The 12,955-nt window shown below is 62.9% G+C and carries 7 protein-coding genes and 1 pseudogene; 5 read left to right on the forward strand and 3 right to left on the reverse strand.

The features are described from left to right. Positions 1-198: 198 nt before the first annotated feature. Entirely contained in the window at positions 199-507 is a 309-nt protein-coding gene (locus QM996_RS19185) for a DUF982 domain-containing protein (protein ID WP_334197659.1), read from the reverse strand. An 876-nt stretch (positions 508-1,383) separates the two neighbouring features. Here QM996_RS19185 and QM996_RS19190 point away from each other — a divergent pair. From QM996_RS19190 to QM996_RS19200, 3 genes are read left to right on the forward strand one after another with little or no spacing between them, the layout of a single operon-like run. After that, positions 1,384-6,600 (forward strand): cadherin-like domain-containing protein, encoded by a 5,217-nt coding sequence (locus tag QM996_RS19190; RefSeq protein ID WP_334197660.1) that lies wholly within the window; start codon positions 1,384-1,386, stop codon positions 6,598-6,600. A gap of 14 nt (positions 6,601-6,614) precedes the next feature. Continuing rightward, positions 6,615-8,348: a type I secretion system permease/ATPase gene (locus QM996_RS19195; protein ID WP_334197661.1), complete on the forward strand. Its 1,734-nt coding sequence runs from the start codon at positions 6,615-6,617 to the stop codon at positions 8,346-8,348. Further along, positions 8,345-9,697 (forward strand): HlyD family type I secretion periplasmic adaptor subunit, encoded by a 1,353-nt coding sequence (locus QM996_RS19200; protein WP_334197662.1) that lies wholly within the window; start codon positions 8,345-8,347, stop codon positions 9,695-9,697. The genes QM996_RS19195 and QM996_RS19200 overlap by 4 nt, the downstream gene beginning before the upstream one ends. Before the next feature lie 209 nt (positions 9,698-9,906). Here the strand turns inward: QM996_RS19200 and QM996_RS19205 are convergent, their stop codons facing one another. Next, complete coding sequence (locus tag QM996_RS19205; RefSeq protein ID WP_334197663.1) at positions 9,907-10,800, reverse strand: LysR family transcriptional regulator; 894 nt, start codon at positions 10,798-10,800, stop codon at positions 9,907-9,909. Between the two features lie 99 nt (positions 10,801-10,899). Between QM996_RS19205 and QM996_RS19210 the strand changes: the two genes are divergently transcribed. Beyond that, positions 10,900-11,361, forward strand: a complete 462-nt coding sequence (locus tag QM996_RS19210) for a cupin domain-containing protein (protein WP_334197664.1) — start codon at positions 10,900-10,902, stop codon at positions 11,359-11,361. Between the two features lie 71 nt (positions 11,362-11,432). Further along, positions 11,433-12,278 carry an arylamine N-acetyltransferase family protein gene (locus tag QM996_RS19215; RefSeq protein ID WP_334197665.1) on the forward strand — a complete coding sequence of 282 codons (846 nt, stop codon included), beginning with the start codon at positions 11,433-11,435 and terminating at the stop codon, positions 12,276-12,278. A 231-nt stretch (positions 12,279-12,509) separates the two neighbouring features. Here QM996_RS19215 and QM996_RS19220 read toward each other — a convergent pair. Beyond that, positions 12,510-12,675: pseudogene (locus tag QM996_RS19220) on the reverse strand (type II toxin-antitoxin system VapC family toxin); the annotation flags it as partial. Positions 12,676-12,955: the final 280 nt, after the last annotated feature.

Here is a 12,955-nt window from a genome sequence, read left to right on the forward strand (position 1 = left end):
CCCCGACGCGCATGTCGTCAACCAAGGCCCGAACGCTGTCGAAGCTTAGGCGGCGCCGTCGGGTGTTGTCACATAATCGGTACGCAGTCGCTCGTCGCTTCTTGGCTGGATCGCTCGGATCCCCATCACCAAATTCTGGAAGTGGCTATCGGTGAAGATCGGACTTCAATCAGCACGCCACAGCCGGGCTTGGCGTTGTCAGGTCAATGGCTTGTTGCCGTGAGATCCAGGGCCGGCATGATGATAGTGGTTGGCAACCGCTGACGTCGCCATACCAGCCTCCAAGCACGCACCGATGAAGGCATCACGGGCAACCGTTGCTGGAACAGAGCGGTTCAATGCACAGCGGCACGTTATCACGGCTCGTTCATAGCCTTGTCCGTGCCGTATCGGCCATTCATGTTCTAGAAAGTCCAGTGCGTCGTAGACCGATGCAAAAATGCGGTTCGATCCTGACTGCAAACGAACAGATAACGGGACCGCCCAAGGTATCTCAGGAAGGCGCATATTGTCCTCCTTCCGCAGGCTAACAGGATGAAAAAGAACACCAAAATGATACAGCGACGGACCCCGCGATTCAACGTCAACACGGCGGGTACCAAGGGGGCGGGGCTCGTCCGTTCGTCGTACGGATTTATGCGAATGACGTAGAGGTTCGCATCGAGGCTGCTCTTCGGTTTAGTCGATTGTCGCCGGAAGCGTTCTTGGATCTCGAAGCCTTTTCGGCCTTCTTCCGGGGCGGAAGGACCATCGTGTCGCGACTGAGCCGCCAGCATCACCTCTTCCCCGTGAGTATTTGTGGCCGCAGGATTAGCGGTGCCGTTTTCGCTCATTCTTTCGGGCATGAAGGATTTTAACTATGTTTACACTCTTTAAATTAGCAAAGCGAAATATCTTGCTTGCTAATCCGCCGAATGTGTTATTAATTCATTAAGGATATAGGTGCCGAAGCCCGGTGGGACAAAGAGCGGCTGAGGAAACCAACATAAATTTCAGGAAGTTAGTTTGGGAGCGGCTGTTTTCCTGGCTGCCCCGATAGGAGTAGTCGTGCGCGAATTTTTCTCGCCCCGAGAGGGCGTGCCGACGGCAAGGACACCGGCTCAGACTGGCCCGTCTTATTGCCTCTGCTGGGCCGAGAATTGCAGCGTTGATTTTTCTTCCAATGTTCGACCGATTGGGCGATCGCGAGCAGGCAGTCGCGGGCTCACACTCGGTCGCTCCACTCAGGATATCGATGCTTTGGCGCTCTCGGCGCCCTGCATGAAGGATTTCAATCAACGGCGGGATGAGATCGCCGATGGCGCAAAGGCGCGCCATCGGACGGGCATCGCATAAAACCACAGTACCTCGATATGGGGTACGCACGGCGGGAGGGGTAAGGTCATGGCAACGCAGACCACGGGTGGTGGAAGCACTACATCTTTCAGCAACGCACCGCAGGCGCAGGGCGACGCCTATGCGTGGACCGAGGATCAACTGAAGTCATCTAGCCTCTACAATTCCAGTACCAACACCATCACCCTGGACGTGATGGCCAACGATCTTGGCGGCAAAGCGAAGACTCTCTGGTCGATCGACGACGGCGGCTCGAATTTCATGACGGAGCTGTTGCAGAGCAATATCACAACCAGTTGGGAGAGGACCGCCGAAGGAAACTGGATGCGAATCTCCAGCGGAAAGATCGAATATAGAATTGATGACGGCTCCAACTCGCCCGACAATGCCCGGAGCGTCGACTCCCTGGCAGGCGGCGAACACATACAGGACTCGTTCTACTATTCGATCCGGCTCGGCAACGGCACGCTGAGCTACGCCAAGGTGACACTGGACATCACGGGCCAGAACGACGTGTCGACGTTCGGCGGCACCTACGAAGGGAGCGTCGTCGAAGCGGGAGGCACGAACAACAGCGATCCCGGTTCGCCGACAACCGCCGGTACGCTGCACGTTTATGATGCCGATTTCAACCAGAACCATTTCCAGGCACCGCTGGAAGCTGCGCTCGAGGGTACATACGGCAAGTTCAGCTTCGACGCATCCACAGGGGCTTGGATCTACGCACTCGACAATGCCCGCTTGGCGACCCAGGCGCTTCCCGCTGGGCAGCAGGTCACGGACACGCTGACCGTATGGTCCGCAGACGGGACCGCCAGCCAAGACATCGTGGTGACCATCACCGGCACCAATGATGCGCCTGCCGTGTCGGGGGCGGTCAGCGATGGCGCCACCGAGGGCGGAACGCCCGTGACGCTCAATGCGCTCGCCAACGCCACCGACGTCGACGACGGTACGACGCTGCAGGTGGTCAATGTGCCGGTGACGCTGCCGGCCGGCGTCAGCTACGATGCCGCCACCCATGCTTTTACGCTCGACCCGAAGCATGCCGCCTACGACCACCTGGCCGCCGGCCAGCCGACGACGGTGACGGTGACCTATGCGGTGTCGGACGGCATCGCCACGACGCCGGCCTCGGTCACCTGGATCGTCACCGGCACCAATGATGCGCCTGCCGTGTCGGGGGCGGTCAGCGATGGCGCCACCGAGGGCGGAACGCCCGTGACGCTCAACGCGCTCGCCAACGCCACCGACGTCGACGACGGCACGGCGCTGCAGGTCGTCAATGTGCCGGCCCAGCTGCCGGACGGCGTCAGCTACGATGCCGCCACCCATGCCTTTACGCTCGACCCGAAGCATGCCGCCTACGATCACCTGGCCGCCGGCCAGCCGACGACGGTGACGGTGACCTATGCGGTGTCGGACGGCATCGCCACGACGCCGGCCTCGGTCACCTGGATCGTCACCGGCACCAATGATGCGCCTGCCGTGTCGGGGGCGGTCAGCGATGGCGCCGCCGAGGGCGGAACGCCCGTGACGCTCAATGCGCTCGCCAACGCCTCCGACGTCGACGACGGCACGGCGCTACAGGTCGTCAATGTGCCGGTGACGCTGCCGGACGGCGTCAGCTATGATGCCGCCACCCATGCCTTTACGCTCGACCCGAAGCATGCCGCCTACGACCACCTGGCCGCCGGCCAGCCGACGACGGTGACGGTGACCTATGCGGTGTCGGACGGCATCGCCTCGACGCCGGCCTCGGTCACCTGGATCGTCACCGGCACCAATGATGCGCCTGCCGTGTCGGGGGCGGTCAGCGATGGCGCCACCGAGGGCGGAACGCCCGTGACGCTCAACGCGCTCGCCAACGCCTCCGACGTCGACGACGGCACGGCGCTACAGGTCGTCAATGTGCCGGTGACGCTGCCGGACGGCGTCAGCTATGATGCCGCCACCCATGCCTTTACGCTCGACCCGAAGCATGCCGCCTACGACCACCTGGCCGCCGGCCAGCCGACGACGGTGACGGTGACCTATGCGGTGTCGGACGGCATCGCCTCGACGCCGGCCTCGGTCACCTGGATCGTCACCGGCACCAATGATGCGCCTGCCGTGTCGGGGGCGGTCAGCGATGGCGCCACCGAGGGCGGAACGCCCGTGACGCTCAACGCGCTCGCCAACGCCACCGACGTCGACGACGGCACGGCGCTGCAGGTCGTCAATGTGCCGGCCCAGCTGCCGGACGGCGTCAGCTACGATGCCGCCACCCATGCCTTTACGCTCGACCCGAAGCATGCCGCCTACGATCACCTGGCCGCCGGCCAGCCGACGACGGTGACGGTGACCTATGCGGTGTCGGACGGCATCGCCACGACGCCGGCCTCGGTCACCTGGATCGTCACCGGCACCAATGATGCGCCTGCCGTGTCGGGGGCGGTCAGCGATGGCGCCGCCGAGGGCGGAACGCCCGTGACGCTCAATGCGCTCGCCAACGCCTCCGACGTCGACGACGGCACGGCGCTACAGGTCGTCAATGTGCCGGTGACGCTGCCGGACGGCGTCAGCTATGATGCCGCCACCCATGCCTTTACGCTCGACCCGAAGCATGCCGCCTACGACCACCTGGCCGCCGGCCAGCCGACGACGGTGACGGTGACCTATGCGGTGTCGGACGGCATCGCCACGACGCCGGCCTCGGTCACCTGGATCGTCACCGGCACCAATGATGCGCCTGCCGTGTCGGGGGCGGTCAGCGATGGCGCCACCGAGGGCGGAACGCCCGTGACGCTCAACGCGCTCGCCAACGCCACCGACGTCGACGACGGCACGGCGCTGCAGGTCGTCAATGTGCCGGCCCAGCTGCCGGACGGCGTCAGCTACGATGCCGCCACCCATGCCTTTACGCTCGACCCGAAGCATGCCGCCTACGATCACCTGGCCGCCGGCCAGCCGACGACGGTGACGGTGACCTATGCGGTGTCGGACGGCATCGCCACGACGCCGGCCTCGGTCACCTGGATCGTCACCGGCACCAATGATGCGCCTGCCGTGTCGGGGGCGGTCAGCGATGGCGCCGCCGAGGGCGGAACGCCCGTGACGCTCAATGCGCTCGCCAACGCCTCCGACGTCGACGACGGCACGGCGCTACAGGTCGTCAATGTGCCGGTGACGCTGCCGGACGGCGTCAGCTATGATGCCGCCACCCATGCCTTTACGCTCGACCCGAAGCATGCCGCCTACGACCACCTGGCCGCCGGCCAGCCGACGACGGTGACGGTGACCTATGCGGTGTCGGACGGCATCGCCTCGACGCCGGCCTCGGTCACCTGGATCGTCACCGGCACCAATGATGCGCCTGCCGTGTCGGGGGCGGTCAGCGATGGCGCCGCCGAGGGCGGAACGCCCGTGACGCTCAATGCGCTCGCCAACGCCTCCGACGTCGACGACGGCACGGCGCTACAGGTCGTCAATGTGCCGGTGACGCTGCCGGACGGCGTCAGCTATGATGCCGCCACCCATGCCTTTACGCTCGACCCGAAGCATGCCGCCTACGACCACCTGGCCGCCGGCCAGCCGACGACGGTGACGGTGACCTATGCGGTGTCGGACGGCATCGCCTCGACGCCGGCCTCGGTCACCTGGATCGTCACCGGCACCAACGATGCGCCTGCCGTGTCGGGGGCGGTGACGCTGGCGGCAATTGCCGAGGACAGTGGTGCCCGGCTGATTACCCAGGCGGAGCTGCGAGCCAATGCGTCTGACATTGACGGCGACAGCTTGACGGCGACGAACCTGCTGATCGCGACGGGCAATGGTTCTCTGGTCGCCAACGCCAATGGCAGCTGGACCTATACGCCTGCCGCCAACGACGACACCGGGGTCTCGTTCAGCTACACGATCACCGACGGGCACGGCGGTAGCGTGGCGGGCACGGCGAGCCTCGACATCACCCCGGTCAACGACGCGCCTACCAATACCGTGCCAGGCGCGCAGACCGTCAACTCGAACACGGCGAGCGCGATCAACGGTGTCGCCGTGACGGATGTCGACAGCGCCAACGTGTCGACGACCGTATCGGTCGGCCATGGCAAGCTGACGGTTGGAACCGGTGGCGGTGTGACCGTGAGCAACAATGCCACGGCTACGGTGACCATCAGCGGGACGCTCACGCAGGTCAATGCTGCGCTGGCTGCCCTGAGCTACGTCAGCGACACGAACTATGGCGGCACCGACACTTTGACTGTCACTACGTCCGATGGTTTCCTGAGCGATACCGACACGGTGGGGCTGACGGTCAATCCGCCGCCCAATGCGGCGCCGGTGGCAAGTAATGATGTTATCGTCATATCCACCGGAACGTCCGTATTCCTCTCGGCGGCATGGCTGCTCAACAATGACACGGATGCTGACGGAGACTCCCTTTCGATTTCTGGGGCGGGCATCGGCTCGCTGCCGAGCGGTTGGACCGTCATGTCGGTGACGGCGGGCGGGGTGATCACCGGGTTCAACGTGAGCACGGGCAATATCAACCAAGCGGCCACCCTGGCGTACACGGTCAGTGATGGGCAGGGGCACACGTCGACCGCCCAGTTCACCATTCAGACGCCGTCCATGGCGTCAACCGGCAATGATAATGATATCAACCTGGACTCCTTGAGCTACAACTACTCGTACATTGATGGAAAGAATCACGAGGACACCCTCACCGCGAACCGGACGCTTAGCGGAACGCAAGGAAACGACGTATTCGTCGGCGGTAACGGGGATGACACCCTTGATGCCGGGGCCGGCAACAACATTCTCACCGGCGGGATTGGCGATGACACCTTCGTCTTCCGCAACTTTGGGAGCACGGCGAACCACGTTACCGATTTCGAGTCAGGCACAGATTCGACGACCGTCGATACCTTGCGCTTCGACGTGGGGACCGGAGCGGGCGAATTCTCCGCCGGCAACAACAACCCGACCGTGGAGAACTTCAAGGCGGGCAACAACGCAGCGATCAATTTTGCCGGCACGGAAGTCGCCGTGAAAACGGATGGGAGCGTCACCAATGCTTCCGTTCAGGGAACGATCAATGGCTACGGCAACATCACCACGGGTGCGTTCTTCGTCTTCCACAATACGGATCTTGGTCATGCCGCGGTCTACTACGACCCCAATCCGGCGGTGGCAGGCGGCGCGGTGCTTGTCGCGGAACTCGACAATGTCACGCTCCTTGGCAATCTCGGCACCTTGAATGCCGGTGATTTTCAGTTCGTCTAGCGTGAGGGAGAGCGATGCACTGTGCACCCAACCAGTCCTCCCTCCAGGCGGTGATGGCCGAACTTCGGCGTGCCGCCTGGCCACTCGTAGCCTTCAGCGCGGCAATCAACATCCTGATGCTGACAGCGGCGCTCTACATGCTGCAGGTCTATAATCGGGTGCTTTCGAGCCACAGCCTCGAAACGCTGACGGCGCTCACCGTGATGGCCGTCGTGGCGCTCCTGGCCCTGGCAATATTGGAAACCGTGCGATCGCAACTGCTTATCGCAACCGGGATCTGGCTGAACGGTCGCCTTTCGCCAGTGCTGCTTGCTGCGTCGATCGAACAGGCGGCGGGGAAGCGTGGCAATGGCGGCGCTCGCACGCTGCGCGACCTCGAGCAGTTCGGGAACTTCGTCACCGGCTCGGCAATTTTCCCGATCCTTGACGCGCCCTGGGCGCCGATCTTCTTCGCGGCGATTTTCCTGCTGCACCCGTGGCTCGGCTGGCTGGCATTGGGAGGCGGTATCGCGCTTTTCCTGCTGGCGGTGCTTACGGAGCTTGTCACGCGACAGCCGGTTGCCCAGGCGAGCGGCGCTCAAAGCAAAGCCTATGCGCAAGCGGAAGCAGCGATCCGAAACGCCGAGGCCATACAGGCCATGGGGATGCTGCAGGCGATGATGTCCAGTTGGAAGCCGGTGCAGAAGGCTGCGGCGGAGGGGCAGGCGACCGCAAGCCTTCGTTCGGCGGCCCTTGCCGCGGCGGCGCGTTTTCTCCGGCTCGGACTGCAGATCGGTGTTCTCGGGCTCGGAGCCTATCTCGTCGTGCACGCTGAAGCGTCTCCCGGCGCAATGGTGGCTGCCTCCATCCTGATGGGGCGGGCGCTTGCACCCGTCGAGCAGGCGATCGGTACGTGGAAGGCGATCTTGAGCGCGCGATCTGCCTATCACCGGCTATCGGTCGTGGCCGGCGCTCGGCGCGACGAAGCTCCCATTCTGCCATTGCCGCGTCCCGAGGGGCGGCTTGTCGTCGAAAATGTCATCGTTGCGCGCGAAGGCGGCGGCGAGCCGATCCTGAAGGGCGTGAGCTTCCAGCTCGAATCCGGCGAAGTGCTCGCGGTCATTGGTCCGTCTGCGGCGGGCAAGACGAGCCTGGCAAGGCTCATCGTGGGCGCTTCCACCGCCGGCCACGGCCGGGTGCTCCTTGGCGGCATGGATGTCGCGCAATGGGCAGCCGCGGATCGCGGCCAGCACGTCGGCTACCTGCCACAGGACATTGAACTCTTCTCCGGGACCGTCGCCGAGAACATCGCTCGATTTCAGGAACTCAACGAGCAATCCTTCCGCAATGTCGTGCGCGCTGCGTGCGAGGCCGGCGTACACGAGCTCATCAAGGGGCTCCCGAAAGGCTACCACACTGAGATTGGCGAGGCGGGCGCGGTGCTCTCGGGCGGCCAGCGTCAGCGGATCGCGCTTGCCCGCGCGTTGTACCGGGATCCTGCGTTCTTGCTCCTGGACGAGCCCAACTCCAACCTTGACGGAGACGGTGAGCAGGCGCTGAACAATGCGCTTCAAAGGCTCAAGGCTGCCGGAAGGACGATAGTTCTGATCACCCATCGCTCAAACATGATGGAGAGCGTCGACAAGGTTCTCGTGCTTCAGCGCGGTCAGATCGATCTCTTCGGTCCGCGTAACGATGTGTTCCGTGCGATGGAAGAGCGAGCGCGAGCCGCAGCCACTACCCCTCGATTGGGAGTCGTGAGCGCATGATTGCCAAGCTGCTAACCCCTCTTGGTGGCGATCCTACGGCATACATAGCCACCGACGACGCCCGGCTTCAGCCGCGATTAAGACCCGCTGTGGCAACCGGGCTTGTGGTGATCCTCGCTTTTTTTGGCATCTTCGGCGGCTGGGCCGCTCTGGCGCCGCTCGATAGCGCGGCAGTCACCCAGGGTGTCGTCAAGGTCGAGGGCGAACGCAAGGTGATCCAGCATCTCGAAGGCGGCATCGTTTCGCAGCTCAAGGTCGCCGATGGCGAACACGTCAAAAGCGGCCAGGTTCTGATCAAGCTGGATGACACGCAGGCAGCCGCGCATCTGGAGCTCCTCAGGAACCGTGTCATATCTCGCAAGGCGTCGGCCGCCCGACTACGGGCCGAGCGGGACGGAAAAGACGAGATTGCCTTCGAACAGGAGCTTCTGACGTCGTCGTCGTCCTCGGCCGCCGAAGCGGTCGCCGTGCAGAACGAAGTTTTCCGGGCGCGGCGCCTGGCTCTCAGCAACGAAACCGGCATTCTGCATCAGCGCATCCTGCAAAGCGAAAATGAGATCAAGGGGCTCGAAGACATGGTCGCTGCCCAGGATCAAGTGATGGTGTCCATCGAAGCAGAAGCCGCTGATCTGGAAAAACTGTCAAAAAAGGGTCTCGCCACGCGCGAGCGGCACCTTCAGCTGCGCCGGCGCCAGGGGGAACTCAAAGGTGAACGTGCCACGAACATTGCCGCAATCGCCCGCATTCGGGAGTCGATGGCGGAGATCGAGCAGCAGATCATGAACCTGTCCACGACCCGCCTGAACGAGGCGGTGGCCGAGCTCAGCAAGGTCGAAGCTGAACTTTTCGATCTCCAGCAGCAGTTGCGCGCGGCCGAGGACGTGCTTGCGCGCGCCGACATCAGAGCTCCCGTCGACGGCGTTGTCATGGGATTACAGGTCCACACGGCCGGTGGTGTCGTGCGCCCCGGCGAGCCGCTGATGTCGATCGTGCCCGTCGGCCAAAAACTGGTGGTCGAGGCGATGGTCCGTCCGGAAGACGTCGACACTATCGCCATCGGGCAGACCGCACACGTCCGGATATCGGCCTTTGCACGTTATGATATGCCGCCGCTCGAGGGTCGTGTTGAGCTCGTATCGGCCGACCGCCTGACCGATGACAGAACCGGCGCCGGCTATTTCACGGCTATCATCGTGGTCGATGAGCAAGAGCTCGGCAAGCTTGCCGGCCGCAAGCTGCTCCCCGGGATGACCAGCGAAGTGATGATCCGCACCGGCAGCCGAACGATGCTCGCCTATATCGGCGAGCCGCTGGCACGAACGTTTCGCAGGGCCATGCGGGAGAATTGAGGTCGGGATCGGCTGCCGGCCAACCACGCGCTTGTCGCGTGCATGTTCCGGCGAGTGAGGTCGTCGTTTCGGACGTCGCATTAGATGTGAGGAGCGGGTCGATCCGCGCCGGCATCCGCCTGGTGCAAGCGGCCAGCAGACGTTCGGCGGAGCTTCCTGGCGCTGCCTGCTCATTCTCACCTTCATCCGGAGTGCGGGTTTCGCCTCGTCTACGGCCGCAGTTTGCCTGCGAGGAACGAGACGAAGCGTCGGACCTTTACCGCGATATGGCGATTGGCCGGATAGACCGCTTGCAGTTGTATCGTGCTGACGTGCCAATCGGGGAGAAGACGTACCAACCGACCCTGCCTGAGGTCTTCGCCAACGATAAAGTCGGGCAGGAGGACGATACCGACCCCCAGCAAGGCGGCGTCCCGCAGGCCAAGGCTGTGATTGAGTTCCAGCCGGGGAACGATTGGAATCCGGAACTCCTCATCGTTCCTTCTGAACGGCCAGACCCGCCCCCATCTTAGTTCGGCGAAGTGGAGGCACGAGTGATGTGCGAGGTCGTGCGGCGTCTCCGGCGCCCCGTTTTCGGCTATGTAGGCGGGTGACGCGGAAATCACGAGTGACGATGCCGCCAGTTGCCGGGTGATGAGATTGATGTCGACTTCGAGGCGACCCCGAATGGCCAGGTCGAAGCCATCCTCGACCAGGTTTACCGCCCGATGCGACAGGTCCAGTTCGATAGACACAGCCGGGTTGAGCTTGAGGAACTCCGAAACGGCCGGCACGATCACCAGATGCCCGAGATCGGGCGGAGCGGACACCCGCAAGCGCCCGACGGCTTCCTTCTGGAACGAGGTTGCCGCCCGTTCCGCCTCCTTTATCTGCGGCAGGATACCCGAAAGAGCTTCCCGGTACGCCGCGCCCGCCTCGGTAAGGGCGATCCTGCGCGTCGACCTCTGAAAGAGGCGGATGCCGAGGCGATCCTCGAGCTGCCTGACCTGGGCTCCCACCGTCGCGCGCGACATGCCCAGTTCGTCTGCCGCCTTGGTGAAGCTGAGATGCGTGGATACCGTTAGAAAGGCGGCAATCCCGTCAAGCGGATCCAGCGTTTTCATGAGAGCGATTATCCGTTCAATGATGTTTATTCATCGCTCTTATCATGAGACGGAGCACAAAGTAATCGATGGGTGTCCTCAAGCAGAAGGAGACCCGAGATGAAGACATTCACCTATGCGGCGGTATCACCGCCGGGCCATGGAACGCCCGCAGTGGCGTTCGGAAAACACGTCATACGCATAATGGCCGCCAACACAGGCGGCGCGCTGGGCATGCTTGAGGCCATCGTGCCGCCCGGAGAAGGTCCGCCGCTTCATGTGCATGAGCGCGAAGACGAGTTCTTTCGCGTCCTGTCCGGTTGCTTCGGCTTCTGGTGTGCCGGCGACTATGTCGAATTGGCAGAAGGGGGCTGCATCGCGCTGCCGCGCGGCGTGCCGCATCGCTTCCGCAACATCGGAGATAAGGACGGCCATCTGATGGTCGTCGTGACGCCGGGCGGATTTGAGAACTTCTTTCCGATCATCGAGCTCTGCAAGCCCGAAACGCCCGAGCAGATCGCCTCCGTCGCAATGGATTTCGGCCTGACCTTCCTGCCCGACGACGAACGCAAGATCGCCTGACCCGGCGACGGACTGCCCTCAACTACAGCACCGAGAACCGCAGCAACGGTCCATCGAAAGGAGACCGAAGGATGACCCACATGTCTTCAAACGAAAACGGAATGACCCTGACAGCCCCGCAACTCGAAGCCTATCTCGCCCGGATCGGGATGGAACCTCCGGCTTGCCTCGATATCCACAGCCTGTCGCAATTGCACCGCGCCCACCTCATGACCTTCACCTGGGAAGCGCTGGATGCCTTCATGGGATGGCCTTCCGGGATCAACCCGGCTGCGGCCTTCGCCAAGATGGTCGAGGGCCGGCGCGGCGGCTGGTGCTACGAAATGAACGGCCTCTTCGGCGCTGCACTTGCTGCACTTGGCTTCCGCGTGACCCGTCTTTGCGGGGGCGTCGACCGGGAAAAACTAGGCGACACCGCCATCGGCAACCATCTCACCCTGCGCGTCGATCTCGACCGTCCCTATCTCGCTGAAGTCGGCGTGGCGGACGCCATCGTCGAGCCGGTGCCGCTTGCCGTCGGAGCGATCAGCCAGCGCGGCTTCGACTTCTCGATCATGCCGGCGGACGACGGTTGGCTGCGCTTCAACAACCATGTGCGCGGCATTGCCAAGAGCTTCGATTTCCGGCCCGACCACAGCGACGAAGCTGCCATGGCTGACATGCATGGCTGGCTGATGCGAGATCCCGGATCGCCATTCACAAACGCGCTGGCGGTCCTACGTCATACGGCGAACGGCTATATCGCTCTGCAGAACGACCGCTTGCGCACGGTCACGTCCGTCAGCGCTAGCGAACACCGCATTACAAGCGCGGACCATCTCGCGGACACGTTTGAGACCGTCTTCGACCTTGAGATTCCCCGGCCCGAACGCGTCTGGGACAAGATCCAGGCGATTGGCCAGGACGAGGCGGCCTGACAGGCGACACCTTTCAACAACTTGGAACTCGAGGAAACACCGATGCTTCACATAGCCGTATGGCTATATCGGTTCGCACTGAGCACGGCTCTCACGGTTGCCCTAGGTTCAATGAGCAGGCTCCCGCCGGGGCTTCCGTCGAAGAATGACTGCATTAAAGCTTCATAGCAGTCAATGAAGTCGCGTCTGCCACTCAGACCAGCACGAGTAACGGTCGCCTGGATTCTGCATTTAGTTCCGCCGATTGGCAGGGGGGTGCAGTGAAGCCCCCGCCTTTTCGGCCGCTGCCCGCAAACGCTTGTCTCTGGTCCACAAGGCCGTCCGCTGATCGAGGAGTGCGGAGGCCACCAAGTGGGGCATCTGTGTAGCCAATGCCCATGCTAAAAATGGCGTGGCGCGCCCAAGCGTAAGGCGAGTGCGGGTTAACCAGCGATGTCCGACCACATAGTACCGATGAGGCTCAAATACCCCATGGGCCGCGGATTGTATCCGATCAAGAGCGGAGATGGAGACAGCCAGCGCATCATTCTTCATCAACTCGTGGAGGCGATCTGCAAAGAGAGACTGATCGAGTTGGCGCGGGAAGCTGGCACCGCGTGAGCACTCGTCTTTGTCCGCGCATTGACGGTCGGTTCGATGCTTCGATCACGCCTACAACATCATATTTTGCTTTGCGC

The sequence above is a fragment of the Sinorhizobium chiapasense genome (genome assembly GCF_045277575.1).
GTDB lineage: Bacteria > Pseudomonadota > Alphaproteobacteria > Rhizobiales > Rhizobiaceae > Ensifer > Ensifer chiapasense_A.

Coding starts and splice junctions, on each gene's coding strand:
- QM996_RS19210 (WP_334197664.1), top strand. CDS start 10,900: ATGAAGACATTCACCTATGCGGCGGTATCACCGCCGGGCCATGGAACG.
- QM996_RS19195 (WP_334197661.1), top strand. CDS start 6,615: ATGCACTGTGCACCCAACCAGTCCTCCCTCCAGGCGGTGATGGCCGAA.
- QM996_RS19185 (WP_334197659.1), bottom strand. CDS start 507: ATGCGCCTTCCTGAGATACCTTGGGCGGTCCCGTTATCTGTTCGTTTG.
- QM996_RS19190 (WP_334197660.1), top strand. CDS start 1,384: ATGGCAACGCAGACCACGGGTGGTGGAAGCACTACATCTTTCAGCAAC.
- QM996_RS19215 (WP_334197665.1), top strand. CDS start 11,433: ATGACCCACATGTCTTCAAACGAAAACGGAATGACCCTGACAGCCCCG.
- QM996_RS19205 (WP_334197663.1), bottom strand. CDS start 10,800: ATGAAAACGCTGGATCCGCTTGACGGGATTGCCGCCTTTCTAACGGTA.
- QM996_RS19200 (WP_334197662.1), top strand. CDS start 8,345: ATGATTGCCAAGCTGCTAACCCCTCTTGGTGGCGATCCTACGGCATAC.